We start from the raw sequence: 22,625 nt of genomic DNA, 5'->3' as shown, positions 1-22,625 counted from the left end.
AGCGGACTAATGGTCAACGATGAGCAGAAGTCGAGAGGTGGCGCCATGGTGGTCGTCGCACGACGCCGGACCGCCGGCGGCTCCGGGGCGGCCCGGTGACCGCGCCGGTCCAGGGGGCAGCGCTGCGCGAGGCGCCGCTGCTGGAGATGCACGGCATCGTCAAGACCTTCCCGGGTGTCCGGGCGCTCGGCGGCGTCGACCTCGACGTCCGGGCCGGTGAGGTGCACTGCCTGCTCGGCCAGAACGGCGCCGGCAAGTCGACGCTGATCAAGGTGCTCGCCGGGGCCCACCAGCCCGACGAGGGCGCCATCTACTGGCGCGGGGAGCAGGTGCGGCTGAGCGACCCGCAGTCCGCCCTGGGGCTCGGCATCGCCACGATCTACCAGGAGCTCGACCTCGTCTCCGGGCTCACCGTCGCCGACAACGTCTTCCTCGGCCGCGAGCAGTCCCGCTTCGGCCTGACCTTCCCCGGCGAGATCAACCGGCGGGCCGCCGCGCTGCTCACCCGGCTCGGGCACCCCGAGATCCGGCCGGGCGCGGAGGTGGGCTCGCTGTCGGCCGCCTCGCAGCAGATGGTCAGCATCGCGCGGGCGCTCTCGCAGGACGCGCGGCTGATCATCATGGACGAGCCCTCCGCGGTCCTCGACAACGAGGAGGTCGAGCGCCTCTTCACCGTCATCCGCGACCTCACCGCCGAGGGCGTCGCGATCGTCTACATCTCCCACCGGCTGGAGGAGATCCGCGAGATCGGCGACCGGATCACCGTCCTCAAGGACGGCCGGACCGTCGCCACCGGGCTCCCCGCACGCGAGACGCCGACCCGCGAGGTCATCACCCTGATGACCGGCCGGACGATCGAGTACGTCTTCCCCGAGCGCCGCCGCCCGCTGGAGGGCGACCCCCAGCCGCTGCTCGAGGTGGAGGACCTCGCCCTGTACGGCTCCTTCTCCGGGGTCTCCTTCACCGTCCGGCCGGGCGAGATCGTCGGCCTGGCCGGGCTCGTCGGCTCCGGCCGCTCGGAGATCCTCGAGACCGTCTACGGCGCGCGGCGCGCCACCTCGGGCCAGGTCCGGGTGGCCGGCCGCCGGCTGCGCGCCGGCGACGTCGGCGCCGCGGTGGCCGCCGGCGTGGGCCTGGCCCCCGAGGAGCGCAAGAGCCAGGCGCTGCTGCTCGGCGAGTCCGTGGCCCGCAACATCAGCATCTCCAGCCTGGCCCGCTTCTCCCGCGGTGGCCTGCTGTCCCGCTCCGCCGAGCGGGCGGCCGCGCGCGAGCAGGTCCGCTCCCTCGACGTGCGCCCCACCGACGAGACCCGCGAGGTGCGCACGCTGTCGGGCGGCAACCAGCAGAAGGTCGTGCTGGCCCGCTGGCTGCTGCGCGACTGCAAGGTGCTGCTGCTCGACGAGCCCACCCGCGGCGTCGACGTCGGCGCCCGCTCGGAGATCTACGCGCTGGTGCGCGACCTCGCCGACCGCGGTGTCGCCGTCGTCGTGGTCTCCAGCGAGATCCCCGAGGTGCTCGGGCTGGCCGACCGCGTCCTCGTCATCGCCGAGGGCCGGGTGCTGGCAGAGGAGCCGGCCGGGGCGCTCGACGAGCACCGGGTGCTCGACCTGGTGATGCAGGGGACCACCACGCACGGCCAGGGCCCCGTACTGCACGACACGACACACCTCGAGAAGACACACCTCGAGAAGACGCAGCACGAAGGGACCGGAGCATGAGTGAGGGCAGCACCGCCCTGGCGGCGGGGACGGGGAAGGCCGAGGCCGACGGCCGCGGCGGGTCCGGGGGCGGCCTCATGGCCGGGCCGCTGGGCCGCAACCTGGGCCTGGTCGTCGCCCTGGTCATCCTCTGCATCGTCGGGATCGCCACCGCCGGCGACCGCTTCGCCGACGTCGACAACGTCCTGACCATCCTGCGGGCGGCCTCGGTCATCGGCGTGATCAGTGTCGGCATGACCTTCGTGATCATCGGCGGCGGCATCGACCTGTCGGTCGGGGCGCTGACCGCGCTGGCGTCGGTGTGGGCGACCACGCTGGCCACCCAGCAGATGGCCGAGGACGTCCACTGGATCGTCATGGTGTTCACCGCGCTGGTGGTCGGCGCGGTGGCTGGGTTCGTCAACGGCGTGGTCATCGCCTACGGCAAGCTCGCCGCCTTCATCGCGACGCTGGCCATGCTCACCGCCGCCCGCGGCCTGGCCGAGATCATCGCCAACCGGCGCACGCAGATCGTCCGCGACCGGGGCTTCCTGTCCTTCTTCTCCGGCGACGTCCTCGGCGTCCCGACGCTGGTCATCATCTTCGCGCTGGTCGCGGCCGCCGGGTGGGTGCTGCTCAACCGCACGACCTTCGGCCGGCGCACCTTCGCCGTCGGCGGCAACGCCGAGGCCGCCCGTCTGGCCGGCATCCGGGTGCAGCGGCACACGGTGAAGCTCTACGTGCTGTCGGGCATCTGCTGCGGGATCGCCGCCGTCATGCTCATGGCGCGGACGACGACGGGCAGCTCCACCCACGGCACGCTCGCCGAGCTCGAGGCCATCGCCGCGGTCGTCATCGGCGGCACGCTGCTCATCGGCGGCCGCGGCACGATCGTCGGCACCGTCCTGGGCGTCCTGATCTTCATCACGCTGGGCAACGTCTTCACGCTGAACAACGTCTCGAGCTCGGCCCAGGCCGTCGCCCGCGGCGTCATCATCGTCGCCGCCGTCCTGCTGCAGCAGCGCATCGCCACCGGGGGCTTCAGCTTCCGCCGGCCCTCGTCCGGCGGCCCGTCCGGCGGACCGGTGCTGAGCGGCTCGCCCTCCGGGGCGGTGTCCGGCGGCACCACCGCGGAGGGCGGCCCGGGCGGCACCCGGCCGGCCTCCACCGGCAAGACGCTCTAGTCCTGCCCAGACAGCCCGGCGCGTGAGCCTGCGCGCCGGCGGCACCACCCACCGGACCTCCCGTCCGGTGGTGTCCCACCCCGGCTCCCGGACAGGGGCCGAGACCCGAGGAGAGCACATGTCTGCAACGAGGCAGCGTCCGTTCCGCCGCCTGCCCTACGCCACGGTGGCCCTGCTCAGCGCAGGCGTGCTCGTGGCCGGCTGCACCAGCAACACCCCGGAGGAGTCCGGCGGCGGTGGTGGCGGCGGCAACCAGGCCGCCAGCGACAACGACGAGGCCGGCGACACCGTCACCATCGGCTTCTCGGCGCCGGCCGCCGACCACGGCTGGATGGCCGGCATCACCGAGGCCGCCCGCGCCGAGGCCGAGGGCTACGAGGACGTCGAGCTGGTGGTCGCGGAGGGCACCAACGACGTCAGCGCCCAGATCAGCCAGGTCGAGACGTTCATCAACGACGACGTCGACGCCATCGTGCTGCTGCCCTTCGACGGCGCCGCGCTCACCCCGGTGGCGCTGCAGGCGATGGAAGCCGGCATCCCGGTCATCAACGTCGACCGCCAGTTCGACAGCCCGTTCGCCGCGCGCACCACCATCCTCGGCGACAACTACGGCATGGGCGTCTCGGCCGGCACGTACATCTGCGAGCAGCTCGGCGACAACCCGGACGCCGTCGTGGCCGAGATCGCCGGCATCGACTCGCTGCCGCTGACCCAGGACCGCAGCCAGGGCTTCGCCGACGCGCTGTCGGAGTGCGGGCTCAACGTCGACAACCGCGTCGCGGCGGACTTCACCGTCGAGGGCGGCGAGGAGGCGGCGGCCAACCTGCTCCAGGCCGCGCCGCAGATCGACGCCATCTGGAACCACGACGACGACCAGGGCGTCGGCGTCCTGGCCGCCATCGAGAACGCCGGCCGCGACGAGTTCTTCATGGTCGGCGGCGCCGGCTCGGCCAACGCCATGCGGGCGATCCAGGAGGGCAACTCGGTGCTCCAGGCGACGGTCATCTACCCGTCGACCCAGGCCGCCGACGGCGTGCGCCTGGCCCGGCTGATCGCGCAGGACAAGGCGCTCTCCGACCTCGTCGAGGTCGAGATCCCGCGGGAGATCGTGCTCAACGCGCCGGTCGTCACCGCCGACAACGTCGACCAGTACATCGACACCGCGTTCGAGTCCTGATCCACCCGGGGCGGGGCCGCCGGTGCCGGCGGCCCCGCCTCCTTCCCCGAGGAGATCGCAGATGACCTCGCCCGACCGGCCGACCCTCGGGGTGGGCCTGATCGGCTACGCCTTCATGGGCGCGGCGCACTCGCAGGCCTGGCGCACCGCCCCCCGCTTCTTCGACCTGCCGCTGCGCCCCGAGCTGCGGGTGCTCGCCGGCCGCGACGCCGCCCGGGTGGCCGAGGCCGCCGGCAAGCTCGGCTGGGACGGGACCGAGACCGACTGGCGCCGCGTGGTCGAGCGCGACGACGTCGACCTGGTCGACGTCTGCACGCCCGGCGACACGCACGCCGAGATCGCGATCGCCGCCCTCGAGGCCGGCAAGCACGTGCTGTGCGAGAAGCCGCTGGCCAACACCGTCGCCGAGGCCGAGGCGATGGCCGACGCCGCCGCCCGCGCCGCCGCCCGCGGCGTGCGCTCGATGGTCGGCTTCACCTACCGCCGGGTGCCGGCGATCGGGCTGGCCCGCCGGCTGGTCGCCGAGGGCCGTCTCGGCCGGATCCGGCACGTGCGCGCGGCGTACCTGCAGGACTGGATCGCCGACCCGTCGGCGCCGATGTCGTGGCGGCTGGAGAAGGAGAAGGCCGGCTCCGGCGCGCTCGGCGACATCGGCGCGCACGTCGTCGACCTGACGCAGTACATCACCGGCGAGACCGTCACCGGCGTGAGCGCGCTGTTGGAGACCTTCGTCAAGGAGCGCCCGCTGCCGGCGTCGGCCGGGTCGCTGTCCGGGGTCGCGGGGGAGGGCATGGGCCGGGTCACCGTGGACGACGCGGCGGTGTTCCTCGGCCGCTTCTCCGGCGGCGCGGTGGCCACCTTCGAGGCCACCCGCTTCGCCCTGGGCCGCAAGAACGGCATCCGCATCGAGATCAACGGCTCCGAGGGCAGCCTCGCCTTCGACTTCGAGGACATGAACGTCCTGGAGTTCTTCGACGGCACCGAGCCCGCCGAGCGGGCCGGCTTCCGCCGGATCATCGTCACCGAACCCGAGCACCCCTACGTCTCCGCGTGGTGGCCGGCCGGGCACGGCCTCGGCTACGAGCACGGGTTCACGCACCAGGTCGTCGACCTGGTCACCGCGATCGCCAAGGACGAGGACCCGGTGCCGTCCTTCGCCGACGGCCTGCAGGTGCAGCGCGTGCTCGACGCCGTCGAGCGCAGCGCCGCGGCCGACTCGACCTGGACCCCCGTCGCCCCCTCCTGAGACGAACGAAAGGACATCCTCGATGCCCCGTCCCGTCACCCTGTTCACCGGCCAGTGGGCCGACCTGCCCTTCGAGGAGATGTGCCGGCTGGCCTCCGAGTGGGGCTACGACGGCCTCGAGATCGCCTGCTGGGGCGACCACCTCGACGTCGTGCGCGCCGCGGAGGACGACTCCTACGTCGCCGACCGCAAGGCGCTGCTGGAGAAGTACGGCCTGCAGGTGTTCGCCATCTCCAACCACCTCAACGGCCAGGCCGTCTGCGACGACCCGATCGACGAGCGGCACCGCGGGATCGTGCACCCGCGCGTGTGGGGCGACGGCGACCCCGAGGGCGTGCGGCAGCGCGCCGCGGAGGAGATGAAGGCCACCGCCCGCGCCGCGGCGAAGCTGGGGGTGCGGACCGTCGTCGGGTTCACCGGGTCGAAGATCTGGAAGACCGTGGCGATGTTCCCGCCGGTGCCGGAGTCGATGATCGAGGACGGCTACCGCGACTTCGCCGACCGCTGGAACCCGATCCTCGACGTCTTCGACGAGGTCGGCGTGCGGTTCGCCCACGAGGTGCACCCGTCGGAGATCGCCTACGACTACTGGACGACCGTCCGTGCGATGGAGGCGATCGGGCACCGCGAGGCGTTCGGCCTCAACTGGGACCCGTCGCACTTCGTGTGGCAGGACCTCGACCCGGTGTCGTTCATCTGGGACTTCAAGGACCGGATCTACCACGTCGACTGCAAGGACGCGAAGAGGCAGGTGGGCAACGGCCGCAACGGCCGGATGGGCTCGCACCTGCCGTGGGCCGACCCGCGGCGCGGCTGGGACTTCGTCTCCACCGGCCACGGCGACGTCCCGTGGGAGGCCTGCTTCCGGATGCTCAACACCATCGGCTACGACGGGCCGATCTCGGTGGAGTGGGAGGACGCCGGCATGGACCGCCTGGTCGGCGCCCCCGAGGCGCTGGCGTTCGTCCGTCGGCTGGCCTTCGACCCGCCGGCCGCCGCCTTCGACGCCGCGTTCTCCTCGAACGGCTGAGGACCCGGCGCCGGACCGGCGGGCGGGAAGCCCGCCGGTCCGGCGCCCGGCTCAGCGTCCGGCCCGCCGCGCGGTGAGGACGGCGAGCACGAGGAGGACGACGACGGCCGCGGCCTCCACCCAGAACGACTCCCACCACAGGGTCGCCAGGGTCGTCTCGACGAAGCCGAACAGCCCCACAGTCGTCGACAGGAGCAGTGCGGCCAGCGACCCGGCGGCGAACGCGGCGCCCAGGGCGGCCGCCCACGGCACCAGTCGCGGTGGTGCGCCGAGGAGCAGCAGCGCACCGCCGAACCCGAGCACGGACTGCACCAGGAACGCCGGGCCGATGACGTCGATGCCGCTGTACCCCTGCTGCCACAGGTGGACGTGGATGACGGCGATGGCCGCCAGCAGCGCCGCGCCGGCCAGCCGCAGCACCGCGATCGCGGTCCCGGTGCGCGGGGTGCGCGTCGCGGTCCTGCCGCTCATGCGCCGACCGCCACGGTGGTCACCATGCCCATGGCCCGGTGGTTGCCGATCGAGCAGTAGAAGACGTACTCGCCCTCCTCGAGGGTGACCGTGAGCGTGGCCGACGCGCCGGGGGCGATGGTCTCGGTCGCGGCCACGTCCGCGCCGTCCCGCTCGACCACGAGGTCGTGGGTGGCGTTGCCCTCGTTGACCACCTCGATGGTGTAGCTCCCGGGCGTGAAGGAGTCCTCGGAGAGCTCGATGTACATCTCGCCCTCGGTCGCGGTGACGGCGCGCGCCTCGGCCGGCGCGGCGGCGGGAGGAGCCGCGGTCTCAGGCGCGGCGCTGCTGGGCGCGGCGCTCGTGGACGGCTCGCTTCCGGGTGTGCTGCTCCCGGCCGCGGTGCTCTCCGAGTGCTCGCTCCCGGCGTGCTCGCTGGTCGAGGCGGCGGCCTCGGCGGCGTCCCCTCCGTCGTCGGAGCAGGCACTGAGCAGACCGACGCCCAGGGCGAGGACCAGGGCCGCAGCGCGGCGGGAGGGGTGGGACATGGGGCCTCCTCGGAGCCGACGGGGTCCCGCCCCGGCGGCGGCCCCCCGTAGGCCGGGGATACTCCAACCTCGCCGCAGTTCTCCGTAACCCCTTTTTCGCCTCAGGGTCAGGACACGCGGGGACCGACGGCGACCCGCCGGCACCAGGCCACCACGGCGGCCAGCACGGCCGGGTCGACCGGCCGGCGCAGCTCGGCCCGGTAGGCGCGCATCGACGCCGGTCCGGGCTGCCGTCGCAGCGTGTGGGTGAGGTCGTCGACGCGCAGGACCTCGACCGGGCCGCGGACCGTCGCCGCGATCGTGTCGAGGTCGTCGGCCGGCACCTGCAGGTCCTTCCCCCCGGTCACGGCCAGGACCGGCACGGTGATCCGGGCGAGGTCGGCCCGCGGGTCGTGCGCCAGGAACTCCCGGTGCCACCGCGCGTTGAGGCGCACCCCGCCGATGCGGGCGACGTCGGTGGTGGTGGCCCGGATGCGCTCGTGGTTGGCGGCCACCTTGCGCTCGAGGTCGACGCGCAGCAGCCGCAGGAGACCGCGGACGGGCGCCGGCAGGGTGGGGCCGATCCGGCGCGCCTGCCAGAGCAGCAGCTCGGCACCCGGGGTGGCCGACCCGGCGAGCAGCACGACGCCGGCACACGGCACCCCGCGCGCGGCCGCCGTCGCCGCGAGGAGCGCTCCCTCGCTGTGCCCCGCCAGGACCACGCGGTCGCCGTCGACCTCCGGCCGCGCGGCCAGGGCGTCGCGGGCGCGGACGAGGTCGTCGGCGGCGTCGGAGAACCCGGCCCGCCGCCAGTCGCCCGGCGTCCCGCCCACGCCGCGCTTGTCGTAGCGCAGCGAGGCCAGGCCCGCGGCCGCGAGGGCGTGCGCGAGGTCGCGGGTGACGCCGAAGCGCGCCCGGCGGTGGTCGGAGTCGCGGTCGAGGGGGCCCGAGCCCGGCGCGAGCAGCACGGCCGGCACGGGCCCGGGGGAGTCGGGGAGGGTCAGCGTGCCGGCGAGCGGGGGCTCGCCCGGCACGGTCAGGGGGATCTCGCGCACGGTCACCGCCCCGCGGACAGGCGGGCGTCGAGGGCGGCGGCGACCGCGGCCGCGTCGTCGGCGGACACGAGCACGGTGTCGAACCGCGCACCGGTCAGCTCCAGGCGCAGTGCCGGGCCGCGCCGGACGCTGACGAACGTCGTCGACCCCCGGCGCCGCCAGGTCCCGATGCGCCGCACGCCGGGTACGCCCAGGCCGGGAGCCCGGAGGCCGCGGGCCGCCGCGAGACCGTCGGGGACGACCGTCACCGACCGGACGGCCGGGAGCGGCACCTCGAGGTCGCGGAGCAGGCCGAGGACCTTCTCGGCCCGGGTGAGGGAGACGCGCAGCGTCCCGGATGTCGTCTCGATCGTCGCCATGGCACCATTGTTCTCACGAACGCGACCGTTGTCAACAATGGGAAAGGTGGGCGCGTGGCGACCGCGGACCTGCTGCTGCACCCGGTGCGTCTCCGGGTCGTCCAGGCGCTGCTGGGCGACCGGGCCATGACCACGGGCGACCTGCACGCCGAACTGCCCGACGTCCCGGTCGCGACCCTCTACCGGCAGGTCGGCGTGCTGGCCGACGCCGGCGTGCTCGAGGTGGCCGCGGAGCGGCGGGTGCGGGGCAGCACCGAGCGGACCTACCGGCTCGTGACCGCGGCCGCCTCGGTCGGGCCGGAGGAGGCGGCGGGGATGACGCCCGAGGAGCACCGGCGGGCGTTCGGCACCTTCGTCGCCGCGCTGCTCGCCGACTTCGACCGCTGGGCCGACGGCGGTGCCGCCGTCCCGGGCGGGCTGGACGCCGCCCGGGACGGGGTGGGCTACCGGATGACGGGCCTGTGGCTCGACGACGACGAGTTCACCGCGCTCGTCGCCGACCTGCGCCGGGTGCTGGGCGACCGCCTGGCGAACGAGCCCGGCGGGGAGCGTCGCCGTCGCCTGCTCGGGACGGTGTTCCTGCCGGGTTGACCCAGGGACGGGTCGTATCCGTGCTGCGCCTCGGCCCCTCCCGGGTCCCGCCCCGAGCTTGCGAGAGGTGGGGAGGAGGGGGTCCTTCATGAGGCGGCGCGGAGGGCCTTCCGCTCGGCCTTGCGCTCGGCCCGTGACACCCGCTTGTTGGCCCTGGCCAGGGTCTTCGCGGCCCTCTCCACCCGCGTGCTGCCGCGGTCGACGGTGCCGCGGGTGAGCAGCCCGACGCCGATGCCGAGCAGCCACACGTCCTTGGCGATGGACAGGCCCTGTTCGGTCGGGGCGAGGCTGCCTTCCTTGCGCATGCCCGGCGTCTGCAGGTACAGGCCGAGGAGGCCGCCGGCGAAGCCGGTGAGGAGGGCGCCGGCGACCGCGGTGGGGACGAACGGTGTCAGCAGGGCCGCGCCGATGGCGATCTCGGCGGTGGACAGGGCCCGGGCGAACTGCCGGGGCTCCACGTCCTGGAGGAACGGGTAGGTGCCGGCGGCGAAGCCGTGCAGGCCGGCCGCGGCCTCCTCGTCGGCGCCGCGCTTGCCGAGCCCGCTGTTGAGGATGAACGCGCCGGCCGAGATCCGGGGACCGATCTCGGACAGGGTGATGGGCAGGGCCACGGGGCACCTCACAGGGTCGGGGACGGTCGGGACTGCTCTGCCCGACCGTCCCCGTGGTGAACCCCGTCGAGGTCAGCGGCCCCCGCGCCGGGACCGGCCGCTGAACGACGACGCGGAGTGGGTGCCCGCCCGCGCGGCCAGCTCCGCACGGGTGCGCGCCGGACCCGAGGCCCGGCCCTGACCGGAGCGGCCGCCCACTGCCGGGGCCGACGCGGTCGGGGCGGAGCCACCGGACCCGCCGGAGCGGCGACGACGCCCGCCTGCCTGGCCCTGCGGCTGGGGAGCCGGCGCCGGGGCGGGCTCGACGTACGGCGCGGCCGGGCCGGTGAGCGCGGTGATCTGCTCGGCGCCAGGGCGCACCGCCGTCACGACCGGGGTGATCCCGGCCTGGCGGGTCAGGGTGCGGACCTCGCCGTTCTGGTCGGGCGTCGACAGCGTGACCACCGTGCCGCCGGCACCGGCGCGGGCGGTACGGCCGGAGCGGTGCAGGTAGGCCTTGTGCTCGGTCGGCGGGTCGACGTGCACGACGAGCGAGACGTCGTCGACGTGGATGCCACGCGCGGCGATGTCGGTGGCGCACAGCACGCGGGTCTCGCCGGAGCTGAACGCCTCGAGGTTGCGCTCGCGGGCGTTCTGGCTGAGGTTGCCGTGCAGGTCGACGGCGGGGACCCCGGCCGCGGTGAGCTGCTTGGCGAGCTTCTTGGCCTGGTGCTTGGTGCGGGTGAACAGCACGCTGCGGCCCAGGCCCGAGGCCAGCTGGCGCACGACCTCGGCCTTGTCCGCGGCGCTCACCTGGAACACGTGGTGCGTCATCGTGGACACCGGCGCGACGGCCGGGTCGACCGAGTGGGTCACCGGCTGCGACAGGTACCGCTTGACCAGGACGTCGACGCCGTTGTCCAGCGTCGCGGAGAACAGCATCCGCTGGCCGACCTTCGGCGTGCGGTCCAGCAGCCGCTTGACGCCGGGCAGGAAGCCCAGGTCGGCCATGTGGTCGGCCTCGTCGAGGATCGTGACCTCGACGGCGGAGAGGTCGGCGTGCCCCTGACCGATGAGGTCCTCGAGCCGGCCGGGGCAGGCGATGAGGACGTCGATGCCGGCGGCCAGCGCCTGCACCTGCGGGTTCTGGCCCACGCCGCCGAAGACGACGGTGGAGCGCAGGCCGAGGGCGCGGCCCAGCGGCTCGACGACGGCCAGCACCTGGTTGGCCAGCTCGCGGGTCGGGACGAGCACCAGCGCGCGCGGCCGACGGGCCTGGCGCCGGGTGGTGGAGGCGGCCAGCCGCGCGACCAGCGGGAGGGCGAAGGCGATCGTCTTGCCCGAGCCGGTGCGGCCGCGGCCGAGCACGTCGCGGCCGGCGAGGGAGTCGGGCAGCGTCGCGACCTGGATCGGGAACGGCGCGGTGATGCCGCTGGCGGTGAGCACCTCGACGAGCGGGGCGGGCACGCCGAGCGCGGCGAACGTGGTGTCGGTGGGCAGCACGGTGGCGACGTCACCGGCGGGCAGCACGGCGGGCGCCACGACGACCTCGGTGGACGGAGCGGCGGTCGGGGCGCCGGCGGCCGGGGCGGTGGCCGCCGCCGGCGTGGGGTTCGTGCCGGCGCCGGTGCCGCGGCCGCGGCCGCCGCGACGGCGGCGGGGCCGGGATGTGCCGGCGGTGGGCGTGGGGGACTGCGGGGAGGTCATCGGTTCCTCGGGCGTTCTCGGGTCGCCGTCGTCGGTCACCGTGCGCGGGCGCAGGCCGGCCCCGGGAGCGGGGCGGTGCGCGCCGGCGGCGACGTCGGACAGCCGGGCGCGCCTCCGTGGCGCAGCACCAGCCCGACGTCGAGTCCTGCAGCTCCGGATGAGCGAGGGCAACGCCGGTACGTCCCACTCAACCAGACGCGGCGCCCGAACCTGCCGCCGCCGGGGGAGTCGCGTGTCACACGTCCCCCGTCCGGGGGGCCTCTCCCGCGTACGGAAGGCGGTCAGGCGGTGCGGCCGGTTCCGCGGTAGCTGCGCCGGTAGGCGCCGGGGGCGACGCCGATCGAGGCGCGCAGGTGCTGGCGCAGCGACGCCGGGGTGCCGAACCCGGCCTCGGCCGCCACCCGGTCGACCGAGGCGTCGGTCGACTCCAGCAGCCGGCGGGCCAGCGCGATCCGCTGCCCGGCGAGCCAGCGCAGCGGCGAGACACCGGTCTCCTCGCGGAAGCGCCGGGTGAAGGTGCGCACGCTCATCCGCGCGTGTGCGGCCAGGTCGGCGAGGGTGAGCGGCTCGGCCAGGCGCTCCACGGCCCAGGCGCGCGTGGCCGCCGTCCCGGTGTCCCCGGCCTCCGGCAGCGGTCGCTCCACGAACTGCGACTGCCCGCCCTCCCGCCACGGGGCGACGACGTTGCGCCGCGCGACCCGGTTGGCCACCTCGCTGCCGTGGTCGCGGCGGACCAGGTGCAGCAGCAGGTCGATGCCCGCGGCCACGCCGGCGGAGGTCAGCACGTCGCCGTCGTCGACGAAGAGCACGTCGGCGTCGAGCCGGACGGCGGGGAAGTGCCGGCGGAACGCCTCGGCGTCGCGCCAGTGCGTGGCCGCCGGGCGGCCGTCGAGCAGGCCGGCCGCGGCCAGCACCGACGCGCCGGTGCAGATCGACACCATCCGCGCGTGCTCCGCGGCCCCGCGCACGGCCGCGGTGAGCGCGGTCGGCGCCCGCCCCTCCCGGACGACGGGGCCGCCCATGATCCCGGGGACGACGACCGTGCCGGCCTCGGCGAGCACCGACGCGTCGTGCTCGGGCAGCACCGAGAAGCCGTCGGCCGTGCGGACCGGGCGCCCGTCGAGGGTGGCGACCCGGACCCGGTAGAGCGGGTTGCCGTGGGCGTCCTCGGCGAGGCCGAGCAGCCGGTGGGGCAGGCCCAGCTCGAAGCCGACGACGTGGTCGACCGCGAGGACGACGACCTCGTGGGGCACCGGCGCTGTCATGGCCGGATCCTTGCACGTGTTGTCCATCGGGCCACTGTCGCGGGGGTGCCCGCTCGGTCATGCTCTCCGATCGTGACGACCACCGCGCCCGGCCGGACCACCCGCGTGCACCCCGCGTGGTGGGTGGCCGCGGTGACCTTCCTGGCGCTGGTCGGTGCCGCGGCGTTCCGCGCCGTGCCGGGCGTGCTCATCGACCCGCTGCGCGCGGAGTTCGGCTGGTCGGTCTCGACGATCTCGGCCGCCGTCGCGGTCAACATGGCGCTCTACGGGCTGACCGCGCCCTTCGCCGCGGCGCTGATGGAGCGCTTCGGCATCCGCCGGGTCGTCGTCGGCGCGCTGCTGCTCACCGCGCTCGGCAGCGGGCTGACCGTCTTCATGACGGCGAGCTGGCAGCTGGTGCTGCTGTGGGGGTTCGCCGTGGGCCTGGGCACCGGGTCGATGGCGCTGTCGCTGGTGGCCACGGTCACCGGCCGCTGGTTCGTCGCCCGGCGCGGGTTCGTCAGCGGCATCCTCACCGCCGGTGGGGCCACGGGGCAGCTGGTGTTCCTCCCCGTCGTCGCGGCGGTCGCGCAGACCAGCGGCGGCTGGCGGGCCGCGTCGCTGGGGACGACCGCCGCCGCCCTGGCCGTCGTCCCGCTGGTGCTGTGGCTGCTGCGCGACCGCCCGCGCGACGTGGGCGCCGTCCCCTACGGCGGCACGGCGGCCGACGACGTCGACCCGGTGCGGACCGGTGCCGCCCGCGCCGCGGTCGCCGGGTTCGTGCACGCCTCCCGGTCGCGGCCGTTCTGGCTGCTGGCCGGCGGCTTCTTCATCTGCGGGCTGTCGACCAACGGGCTGGTGCAGCCGCACTTCATCCCGGCGGCGCACGACCACGGCATGCCGGTGACCACCGCGGCGACGCTGCTCGCCGTCGTCGGGGTCTTCGACATCGCCGGCACCGTGCTCTCCGGCTGGCTGACCGACCGCGTCGACCCGCGGGTGCTGCTGCTGGCCTACTACGCGCTGCGCGGGTTCTCGCTGTTCCTGCTGCCGACCCTGTTCGGGCCCGACCTGCACGTCAGCATGATCGCGTTCATCGTCTTCTACGGCCTGGACTGGGTGGCCACGGTGCCGCCGACGCTCGCGCTGTGCCGCGAGCACTTCGGCACCCGCGCGCCCGTCGTCTTCGGGTGGGTGTTCGCGTCCCACCAGCTCGGCTCGGCGTTCGCGGCGTTCGGCGGCGGTGTCATCCGCGACGTCACCGGCTCCTACGACCTGGCCTGGTTCCTCGCCGGCGGGCTGTGCCTGCTCGCGGCGGCCATGTCGGTGTCGATCCGCCGCCGGCCGGTCCCGGTGCCGCCGGCGGTCCCCACCGAGCCCGGCACCGCCTCGGTCACCACCACCCACGGCTGAGCCACCGACGGAGCCTTTGTAGCGCTAATGGCTCCGGAGCCTGTGGACGACGCCGACCCGGGTCCTCCTGGTCGGACAGGCTGCCCCGCGTGTCCGCACACCGTCGTCTCCTCCCCGGCGTCTTCCTGGGCAGCGCGGCGATCGCCGAGGGCTACCTGACCCGAGCCCAGTTGCGACGTCGCAGCTACCGGCGGCTCGTCCACGGCGTCTACGCCGACCCGGGGCTGCCGTTCGACCACCGGTTGCGTTGCCGAGGTGTCGCCCTTCTCCTGGCTCCGGGCGCCGCTATCGGTGGGTACTCGGCGGCCGCCTGGTACGGCGCTCCCTTCGCTGCGGCCGCGGACCAGGTGACCGTCGTCTGCCCGGAGGAGGTCCGTTGGCGCGGGCCCCGCGAGGCCGACGTCCACCACACGGTGCTGCAGCCCGGCGACGTCGTCTGCATCGACGACGTCCCGGTGACGACGGCGCTGCGGACGGCGTGGGACGTCATGACGCTCGAGCCGCTGACGACGGCGGTGGCTGCGCTGGACGCGATGGTGGCGGCCGAGCACGTGACCCTCGCCGAGCTGGTCTCCATGGCGCAGCGCGGCTCGGGGCGCTGGGGCGTCAGCCGCGTGCGACGGGCGGTGCCACTGGTCGACCCCCGCGCCGAGTCCCCGCAGGAGTCGCGTCTGAGGGTGTGCCTCCGTCTCGCCGGGCTCGAGCCGGTCCCGCAGTACGAGGTACTCCACCGCGGCTGGTTCGTCGCTCGCGTGGACCTCGCGTTTCCCGACGAGCGGCTGGCGATCGAGTACGAGGGCGCTCACCACTTCGAGGACGACCAGATCCCGCGGGACGACGCTCGGCTCGACCGGCTGCGGGCTGCCGGCTGGCGGGTGATCCGGGTCAGTGTCTCGGACATGCGCGACCTGGACGCCCTCCTCGCCCGGATCCGCGCTGCCCTGACCGGAGCCCCAGGGAGCCATTAGCGCTACAAAGGCTCCCTCACGCCGCCGCCCGGGGAGCCAACAGCGCTACAAGGGCTTCCCGAGGCGGGGTCAGGCGATCGTGGCCAGGGCGGGGTCGACGGAGCGGCCGGCCAGGAGGTCGGCGGCGCGCTCGGCGATCATCATCGTGGGGGCGTTCGTGTTGCCGCGGACCAGCGTCGGCATCACCGAGGCGTCCACCACCCGCAGGCCGTCGACGCCGTGCACGCGCAGCTGCGGGTCGACCACGGACGCGTCGTCGGTGCCCATCCGGCACGAGGACACCGGGTGGTACAGCGACTCCAGCGTGTCCCGCGCCGCCTGCCGCAGCGCCTCGCGCGTCCGCACGGCCGGGCCGGGGGACCACTCGCCGGCCAGCACCCGCGCCAGGGGGCCGACCGAGGCGATCTCGCGGGCCTTCTCCACCCCGGTCACCAGGGCGTCGAGGTCGCGCTCGTCGGTGAGGTAGCCGGCGTCGATGGCCGGCGCCCACGCCGGGTCGGCCGACCGCAGCCGCACCGAGCCCCGCGAGTGCACGCGCACCAGGACGGTCGCCGCGGTGAACGCGTCGACGTCGGGGTCGACCTCCGCCTGTCGCCAGAACTTGACCGGCAGGAAGTGGTACTGCAGGTCGGGCTCGGCGAGGTCGGGCCGGGACCGGGTGAACAGCCCCGCCTCGGCGAGGTTCGACGACAGCGGCCCGCGGCGGGCGCCGAACCACCGCGCGTACCCCGACGGCGACTCACCCCGCAGCAGCGACCTCCCCGACCGCACGTCCCAGACGACCGGCACCAGCGGGTGGTCCTGCAGCCCGCCGCCCACACCGGGCAGGTCGTGGACGACGTCGACGCCGACCTCGCGCAGGTGCGCGCCCGGGCCGATGCCCGAGAGCAGGAGCAGCTGCGGCGAGTTGACCGCGCCGCCGCAGAGCACCACCTCGGCGGCCGCGTGCGCGGTGTGCGTCCGCCCGCCCCGCCGGTACTCCACACCGGTGGCCCGCCCGCCGGAGAGCAGCACCCGGGTGGCCAGCGCGCCGGTCAGCACCGTGAGGTTCGGCCGGCCCAGCGCCGGGCGCAGGTAGGCGTCGGCGGCCGACCAGCGCCGGCCGCGCCGCTGCGTGACCTGGTAGGTGCCCACGCCCTCCTGCGCCGCGCCGTTGAAGTCGTCGTTGCGCGGGTACCCGGCGGCCACCGCGGACTCGACGACCGCGCGGGTCCACGGGTGCGGCGAGCGCAGGTCCTCCACCCGCAGCGGGCCGCCGGTGCCGTGGAAGCGGTCGGCGCCGCGGGCGTTGTCCTCCATCCGCCGGAACAGCGGCAGCACCGCCGCGTAGGACCACGACGGGTCCCCGGTGAGCTGCGCCCACTCGTCGTAGTCGGCCGCGGCGCCCCGGACGTAGATCATCGCGTTGATCGACGACGACCCGCCCAGCAGCTTCCCGCGCGGCCAGAACAGCCCGCGCCCGCCGAGCCCGGGCTGCGGCTCGGTCGTGTAGTTCCAGTCCCGCCGGGTGCGCCAGACCTTGTAGAGCGCCGCGGGGACCCGCACCTCCAGGACGTCGTCGGAGCCGCCGGCCTCCAGCAGCAGCACCCGCACCGACGGGTCCTCGGTGAGCCGGGCGGCCAGCGCGCACCCGGCCGACCCGGCCCCGACGACGACGACGTCGTACTCGTCGTGCGACGCCGTCACCGGTGGCGTCCGTGCACCAGGCCCATGACCCGCGCGAGCGCGTCGGTGGCCGCCGGCGGGCGGCGGAAGGACGTCAGGTCCACCGGCAGCGGGAAGCGCTGCCGGGTGATCGCCTTGGCGCGGGTGAACTCCTTGAGCCCGTCCTCGCCGTGGATCCGGCCGAAGCCGCTCTCGCCCACGCCGCCGAAGGGCAGCGCCGGGATCGAGGCGAACGTCAGCACCGAGTTGACGCTGGTCATGCCGCTGCGCATCCGGCGGGCGAGGTCCATCGCCTTCGTCCTCGAGCGGGAGAACACGGCACCGGCCAGGCCGTAGGACGTCGCGTTGGTGCGCTCGAGCGCCTCCTCGGCGTCGGCCACGCGGGTGATGGTCAGCGTCGGCCCGAACGTCTCCTCGCGGACGGCCGACGACGACTCGGGGACGTCGAGCAGCACGGTGGGGGCGACGAGGACGCCGTCGATGGTGCCGCCGGCGAGCGTGCGCCCGCCGGCCGCCGCCGCGTCGGCGAGGTGGCGCCGGACGACGTCGGTCTGCGAGGCCATCGTCATCGGGCCGTAGGCGGCCTCGTCGTCGGAGCCGGGGCGCAGGTCGCGCACCCGCTCGCCCACCTCGGCGACGAACCGGTCGTACACCGGCGCGGTCACGTACACCCGCTCGATGCCGATGCAGGTCTGCCCGGCGTTGCTCATCGCGCCCCAGACAGCGGCGTCGGCGGCGGCGGCCACGTCGGCGTCGTCGTCGACGATCATCGCGTCCTTGCCGCCGAGCTCCATGAGCACCGGGGTGAGCGTCTCGGCGCACGCGGCCATGACCTTCCGGCCGGTGGGCGCCGAGCCGGTGAAGGCCAGCTTGCCCACCCCCGCGCGGCACAGCGCCGCGCCCGTCTCGCCGTACCCGGTGACCACCTGGAGGGCGTCGGCGGCGTCGGGGACGGCGGCGCGCCAGGCGGCGGCCAGCCACGCGCCGATGGCGGGGGTGTGCTCCGAGGGCTTGAAGACGACGGCGTTGCCGGCGGCCAGCGCGTAGGCGATCGAGCCCATCGGCGTGAAGACCGGGTAGTTCCACGGGCCGATGACGCCGACGACGCCGAGGGGCTGGTACTCCAGGTACGCGGCGTGGTTGGCCGCCAGCATCCCGGCGCGGACGCGGCGCGGGCCGAGCGTCCTCCGCGCGTGCGCCCCGGCCCAGGCGAGGTGGTCGATCGCCAGGCTGATCTCGAGGATCGCGTCGGCGTGCGGCTTGCCGTTCTCCCGGTGCACCAGGTCGGCCAGCTCGTGGATCCGCCGCGCGAGGTAGCCGCGGAAGGCGGCCAGCCGCTGCCGCCGCCCGTCGTACCCGAGCTCGGCCCACCGCCGCGCGGCCGGGCGGGCCCGCTCGACGGTCTCCTGCACGGCGGCCGCGTCGTGCACGGGGAAGACCCCGACGACGGCGCCGGTGGCCGGGTCCGTCGACGCGAAGGTCTCGGTGGTGGCGTGCCGGTCGACGGTGCCGGCGGCGGCGTCGGTGACGGTGTCCAACTGCTCGGCGAGCGACATGTGGCGCAGGTTACCCGCGCGTAGCCCCGGCTCCGGACCCGTCCCGCGCCCCCGTCCGCTGCCATGCTGACCGCCATGCTGGCGGGCCGGACCGACCCCTTCGACACCGCGGGGATCCGCCGGCGCGTGCTCGCCGCCTGGAGCGACTCACCGGCGCGCTTCCGGGAGGACGCCAACGCCGAGGAGGACCTCGTCCGCGGCGGCTACCGCGACCGGCTGCTGGTCGAGCTGGCACAGAATGCCGCCGACGCCGCGGCGCGGGCCGGGGTGCCGGGACGGCTGCGGCTGGAGCTCGCGGCGGTCGGCAGCGAGGGCGCCGGGGGAGAGGTGCTGCACGCGGCCAACACCGGCGCGCCGCTGGACGCCGCCGGCGTGGCCGGCCTGGCGACCCTGCGCGCGTCGGCGAAGCGGGACCAACGGCAGACCGTCGGCCGGTTCGGGGTCGGGTTCGCCGCCGTCCTCGCCGTCTCCGACGAGCCGGCGGTGCACTCGCAGCACGGCGGCGTCCGCTTCAGCGCCGCGCGCACCCGCGCCGAGGTGGCCGACGTCGCGGCGCTGGCCGGCGAGCTCGCCCGCCGCGAGGGCGCCGTCCCGGTGCTGCGGCTGCCGTGGCCCGACGGCGGCCCGCCGCGCGACGGGTACGCCACCGAGGTCGTGCTCCCGCTGCGCGCCGGGTCGCGGGCGGCCGTCCGGGCCGCGCTGGGGGCCCTCGACGCCGGGCTGCTCCTCGCGCTTCCCGGCCTGGCCGAGGTCGAGGTGGTCGTCGACGGCGTCGTGCGCACCCTGTCGTGCACCCGCACCCCGCCGCTCGCCCGCCTGCGCGACGGCGACGCGACGACGACCTGGCGGCTGGGCCAGCGCAGCGGGGAGCTGCCCGCCGGGCTGCTCGCCGACCGCCCGGTCGAGGAGCGCGCCCGCCGCGGGTACACCGTCACCTGGGCGGTGCCCCTCGACGACGACGGCCGCCCGGAGCCCCTGCCGGGCCGCCAGGTGGTGCACGCGCCCACGCCCAGCGACGAGCCGCTGTCGCTGCCGGTGCGGCTGGTCGCGCCGTTCCCGCTCGGCCCCGACCGCCGGCACGTCGCCCCCGGCCCGGTCACCGACGCGCTGGTCGCCGTGGCCGCGGAGGGCTACGCCGACCTGCTGGCCGCGCTGTCGCCCGACCCGGCGGTGCTCGGGCTGGTGCCGCGCATCGGGCTGGCCGCCGCCGAGCTCGACGCCGCCCTCGGCTCGGCCGTCCTCGACCGGCTCCGCGCCACGGCGTGGCTGCCGGCCGCCGACGGCACCCGCCAGCAGCCCGACCGGGCGGCCGTCCTCGACGGCGGCCCCGACGAGCTGGTCGACGTCCTCACCGACGTGGTGCCGGGGCTGCTGCCGGCCGGCTGGGCGCGCCGCGACGGGGCGCCCGCGCTGGCCGCCCTGGGCGTGCGGCGGGTGGGGACGGCGCAGGTGGTGGAGGCGGTGACAGCGGTGGCCCGGCCACCGGACTGGTGGGCGCGGCTCTACACCGCGCTCGCCTCCGCCGACCGCGAGGAGCTCGGCGCGCTGCCGGTGCCGCTGGCCGACGGCCGCACCGCGCCGGGTCCGGCGGGCGTGCTGCTGCCCGAGCCGGACCTGCCGGTCGGCCGGCTGGGGTCGCTCGCCCTGCGGATCGCCGCCCCGGACGCGGTGGCACCGCCGGCCGCGCGGCGGCTGCTGGAACGGCTCGGCGCCCGCCCGGCCACCGCGGCCGCGGTGCTCGCCGACCCCGCCGTGCGGGCCGCCGTCGAGGAGTCCGTCGACGCCGTCGACGAGGACCTCGGCGAGACCGACCCCGCCGACCTCGCCGACGCCGTCCTCGCCCTCGTGGCCGCCGCCGGCACCGCCCCCGGGGAGCTGCCGTGGCTGGCCGAGCTGGCGCTGCCCGACGACGGGGGCGCCTGGGCGCCCGCGGGGGAGCTGCTGCTGCCCGGCGCGCCGCTCGCCGCGGTCCTCGAGGACGGCGCGCTCGGCGTGCTCGACCCCGGCTTCGCCGCCGACCACGACCCCGCGGCGCTGCGGGCGGTCGGCGTGCTGGGCACGTTCGCGCTGGTGCGCGCCGAGGACCCCGCCGACCTCGACGTCGACGCCGCCGAGGACTGGGCCGACGCGGTGCTGGACCGGCTGCCGGCCGACGCGCCCCCGCCGGCGTGGCCACCGCTGACCGCCGTCCGCGACCTCGACCTGGTGGCCGACTGGGACGGCGCCCTGCCGCTGCTGGCCGCGGCGCCGGAGGAGGCGTGGGCCGACGTCGTCCTCGACGGCGTCGCGGTGCCCGGGCACCTGCGCTGGTGGCTGTCGACCCGCCCGGTGCTCGGCGGGCGGCGCCCCGACCGGCTGCGGGCACCGGACGGCCGGGAGCTGGACGGGCTCTACGACCCGGCGCACGCGCCGCCGGAGGTGCTCGCGCGGCTGCGCCCGCCCGCCACCGTCGACGACGTGCTGGCCGACCCCGACGCGGCCGCCGACCTGCTCGACCGCCTCGGCGACCCCGCCCGCACGGCGCCGGCCGCCGTGCTGCGCACCGTGTACGCGCGCCTGGCGGCCGCCCTCGACGGGATCGACGTCGACCCGCCGGCGCGGGTGCGGGTGGCGCCGGACCGGGTGGCCGACCCCGCGCGCGAGCCCGTCGCCGTGCTGGACGCGCCTTGGCTGCAGCCGCTGGCCGACGGCGCCCTCGTGCCGGCCGGCGGCGCCCCGGGGCCGGTGGCCGACCTGCTCGACCTGCCGCTGCTGAGCGAGCGCGTGCAGGCCGCGGTCACCAGCACCCCGGTGCGCCGCGGGCCGTGGGCGGCGGTGCCGGGCGCCGGCCTGGCCGCCGCCCGGCTGGGCCTCCCGGTGCTGCCCGGCGAGGTCGCCGTCCACGGGCCGCTGCTGGCCGCCGGCCGGCCGGTGGCCTGGTGGCCCGGCGAGGGCGTCGACCACGTGGACGGCACCCCGGCCGCGCTGGGCCGGGCGCTGGCCTGGCGGGCCGGCGCCTGGCCGCTGCGGCAGGCCCTCGCCGAGGCCTTCGCCGAGCCCGCCCGCTCCGCCGACCTCGCCGCGGAGGACTCGGTGACCTGACCCCCCTGGTGAGGTGCTGGAACGGCCACCCCTCAGGGCCCCGCGCCGAGCTCGCGAAGCGTGGGGGGAGGGGTGGTCCTTCGTCAGTGCCAGCGCGGGGCGGCCATCGCACCGGGCGCGTGGCCGTGCGCCGACGGCCGCCCGCCCGTCTTCCGGCCCCTCTGCAGGGGCCCGCCACGAGCGTGCGAGTGGTGGGGGGCAGAGGGGTCCTTCGACCACTGCTCCTCCGTCAGCGCGGTCGCCCGGGCGGTGGGCGGCAGCCCGGCCATGCGCAGCCAGCGCACGCCGGCCATGCCGGGCAGGTGGGACCGCAGCACGGCGCCGAGCGCCGCCGAGGGGGAGGCCAGCACGGCTGACGCCAGCCGGTCGAGGTCGGCGGCGGCGTCGGCGGGCAGGGCGGCGCGGGCGGCGCCGGCGGCGGGGGACAGCGGTCGGACGGGACGTGACACGGGGGCCTCCTGGGGGAGGTCGGACCGGCCGCGGGGCAGCCGGCAGCCAGGGGAGGGAGCGCCCGGTGAACGGGCGGGAGGAGAGCGGGGAGCCGGGGCTCGACCCGCGGGCGTCGGCGGAGGACGCGGGCGGCGTCACGGGGGACGCGGTCGCGAGCGGACTCAGAGGCGCATGACGGCGACGCTAGAGCGGCCCGCCGACGCCGTCCACGGGTTTTCCGACGGCCTCCCCGCGCGGGGAGGCCGGCTACCGGTCCTGCGCGGCCCCGCGCGCGGCCTTGCGGGCCTGGTGGGCCTCCCAGCGCTCCCGGTCGCGCGCCCGTGCGCCCGCGTTGCGCTCCCACTTCTCCCGCCGCCGGCGCGCCCGCTCCCGCTCGCGCTCCTCGAAGCCGGGGTGGCGGTCCCAGTCGCTGGCCATCGCGAGGACGACGAGCAGGACCAGCCCGAACACCACGAGGCCGCCCGCCACGATCACGTTGCCGATGCCCCGGAAGGCCAGGACCGACACGGCCGCCCACATCAGACCCGCGACCACCCAGCGACCGTTCACGCCGTCGAGTATCCCCGTCCGCGGCCACCTGCCGCCGGGCTCCGGGTGGACAGGTGCACGTGGGCGGACACACCGTGGGGACCCTT

The 22,625-nt window shown here is 76.1% G+C and carries 20 protein-coding genes; 9 read left to right on the top strand and 11 right to left on the bottom strand.

Annotated elements, in window-relative coordinates; genetic code table 11:
* The first annotated feature begins 95 nt into the window (after positions 1-95).
* The 5 genes from BM165_RS17075 to BM165_RS17055 all read left to right on the top strand — a co-directional run bounded on the left by BM165_RS17075 (position 96) and on the right by BM165_RS17055 (position 6,334).
* Positions 96-1,718 (top strand): sugar ABC transporter ATP-binding protein, encoded by a 1,623-nt coding sequence (locus tag BM165_RS17075; RefSeq protein WP_244274293.1) that lies wholly within the window; start codon positions 96-98, stop codon positions 1,716-1,718.
* Entirely contained in the window at positions 1,715-2,881 is a 1,167-nt protein-coding gene (locus tag BM165_RS17070) for an ABC transporter permease (protein WP_075014736.1), read from the top strand. Before BM165_RS17075 ends, BM165_RS17070 begins: the two co-directional genes overlap by 4 nt.
* A 118-nt stretch (positions 2,882-2,999) precedes the next feature.
* A complete protein-coding gene (locus BM165_RS17065) occupies positions 3,000-4,058 on the top strand; it encodes a substrate-binding domain-containing protein (protein WP_075014735.1) in 1,059 nt (352 codons plus the stop codon).
* Between the two features lie 61 nt (positions 4,059-4,119).
* The gene (locus BM165_RS17060) at positions 4,120-5,304 is read left to right on the top strand and encodes a Gfo/Idh/MocA family protein (protein ID WP_075014734.1); all 1,185 of its coding nucleotides are present in this window, start codon (positions 4,120-4,122) and stop codon (positions 5,302-5,304) included.
* Between the two features lie 22 nt (positions 5,305-5,326).
* Positions 5,327-6,334: a sugar phosphate isomerase/epimerase family protein gene (locus tag BM165_RS17055; protein ID WP_075014733.1), complete on the top strand. Its 1,008-nt coding sequence runs from the start codon at positions 5,327-5,329 to the stop codon at positions 6,332-6,334.
* 51 nt (positions 6,335-6,385) lie between these two features.
* Here the strand turns inward: BM165_RS17055 and BM165_RS17050 are convergent, their stop codons facing one another.
* The 4 genes from BM165_RS17050 to BM165_RS17035 form a co-directional block, all read right to left on the bottom strand.
* Complete coding sequence (locus BM165_RS17050; protein ID WP_075014732.1) at positions 6,386-6,805, bottom strand: hypothetical protein; 420 nt, start codon at positions 6,803-6,805, stop codon at positions 6,386-6,388.
* Entirely contained in the window at positions 6,802-7,332 is a 531-nt protein-coding gene (locus BM165_RS17045; RefSeq protein WP_075014731.1) for a cupredoxin domain-containing protein, read from the bottom strand. Before BM165_RS17045 ends, BM165_RS17050 begins: the two co-directional genes overlap by 4 nt.
* A 107-nt stretch (positions 7,333-7,439) precedes the next feature.
* A complete protein-coding gene (locus BM165_RS17040) occupies positions 7,440-8,366 on the bottom strand; it encodes an alpha/beta hydrolase family protein (protein ID WP_143108203.1) in 927 nt (308 codons plus the stop codon).
* A gap of 2 nt (positions 8,367-8,368) precedes the next feature.
* Complete coding sequence (locus BM165_RS17035; protein ID WP_075014729.1) at positions 8,369-8,725, bottom strand: hypothetical protein; 357 nt, start codon at positions 8,723-8,725, stop codon at positions 8,369-8,371.
* 54 nt (positions 8,726-8,779) lie between these two features.
* Here BM165_RS17035 and BM165_RS17030 point away from each other — a divergent pair, with 54 nt between their 5' ends.
* Positions 8,780-9,316, top strand: a complete 537-nt coding sequence (locus tag BM165_RS17030) for a helix-turn-helix domain-containing protein (RefSeq protein ID WP_075014728.1) — start codon at positions 8,780-8,782, stop codon at positions 9,314-9,316.
* An 86-nt stretch (positions 9,317-9,402) separates the two neighbouring features.
* Here the strand turns inward: BM165_RS17030 and BM165_RS17025 are convergent, their stop codons facing one another.
* The 3 genes from BM165_RS17025 to BM165_RS17015 form a co-directional block, all read right to left on the bottom strand.
* A complete protein-coding gene (locus tag BM165_RS17025; protein ID WP_075014727.1) occupies positions 9,403-9,927 on the bottom strand; it encodes a hypothetical protein in 525 nt (174 codons plus the stop codon).
* 72 nt (positions 9,928-9,999) lie between these two features.
* Positions 10,000-11,613 (bottom strand): DEAD/DEAH box helicase, encoded by a 1,614-nt coding sequence (locus BM165_RS17020; RefSeq protein WP_244274292.1) that lies wholly within the window; start codon positions 11,611-11,613, stop codon positions 10,000-10,002.
* 281 nt (positions 11,614-11,894) lie between these two features.
* Positions 11,895-12,878 (bottom strand): GlxA family transcriptional regulator, encoded by a 984-nt coding sequence (locus BM165_RS17015; protein ID WP_075014726.1) that lies wholly within the window; start codon positions 12,876-12,878, stop codon positions 11,895-11,897.
* Positions 12,879-12,950: 72 nt separating this feature from the next.
* Between BM165_RS17015 and BM165_RS17010 the strand changes: the two genes are divergently transcribed.
* Positions 12,951-14,270, top strand: coding sequence for an MFS transporter (locus BM165_RS17010; RefSeq protein WP_075014725.1), 1,320 nt, complete (start codon positions 12,951-12,953; stop codon positions 14,268-14,270).
* An 89-nt stretch (positions 14,271-14,359) separates the two neighbouring features.
* A complete protein-coding gene (locus BM165_RS17005; RefSeq protein ID WP_083427443.1) occupies positions 14,360-15,238 on the top strand; it encodes a DUF559 domain-containing protein in 879 nt (292 codons plus the stop codon).
* Between the two features lie 69 nt (positions 15,239-15,307).
* Here the strand turns inward: BM165_RS17005 and BM165_RS17000 are convergent, their stop codons facing one another.
* Positions 15,308-16,924, bottom strand: coding sequence for a GMC family oxidoreductase (locus BM165_RS17000; protein WP_075014724.1), 1,617 nt, complete (start codon positions 16,922-16,924; stop codon positions 15,308-15,310).
* Positions 16,921-18,459, bottom strand: coding sequence for an aldehyde dehydrogenase family protein (locus BM165_RS16995; RefSeq protein ID WP_083427442.1), 1,539 nt, complete (start codon positions 18,457-18,459; stop codon positions 16,921-16,923). Before BM165_RS16995 ends, BM165_RS17000 begins: the two co-directional genes overlap by 4 nt.
* A 75-nt stretch (positions 18,460-18,534) precedes the next feature.
* Here BM165_RS16995 and BM165_RS16990 point away from each other — a divergent pair, with 75 nt between their 5' ends.
* Positions 18,535-21,540 carry a sacsin N-terminal ATP-binding-like domain-containing protein gene (locus tag BM165_RS16990; RefSeq protein ID WP_075014844.1) on the top strand — a complete coding sequence of 1,002 codons (3,006 nt, stop codon included), beginning with the start codon at positions 18,535-18,537 and terminating at the stop codon, positions 21,538-21,540.
* 83 nt (positions 21,541-21,623) lie between these two features.
* Here the strand turns inward: BM165_RS16990 and BM165_RS16985 are convergent, their stop codons facing one another.
* Together BM165_RS16985 and BM165_RS16980 are read right to left on the bottom strand one after the other, a co-directional pair.
* Entirely contained in the window at positions 21,624-21,989 is a 366-nt protein-coding gene (locus tag BM165_RS16985) for a hypothetical protein (protein ID WP_075014723.1), read from the bottom strand.
* A 247-nt stretch (positions 21,990-22,236) separates the two neighbouring features.
* Entirely contained in the window at positions 22,237-22,539 is a 303-nt protein-coding gene (locus BM165_RS16980) for a hypothetical protein (protein ID WP_075014722.1), read from the bottom strand.
* Positions 22,540-22,625 lie beyond the last annotated feature (86 nt).

It is taken from the genome of Geodermatophilus obscurus (genome assembly GCF_900115395.1).
In the GTDB taxonomy this organism is placed as follows: domain Bacteria; phylum Actinomycetota; class Actinomycetes; order Mycobacteriales; family Geodermatophilaceae; genus Geodermatophilus; species Geodermatophilus obscurus_B.
The sequence above is the reverse complement of the archived record's forward strand: the minus strand, read 5'-3'. Positions and strand labels throughout refer to the sequence as shown.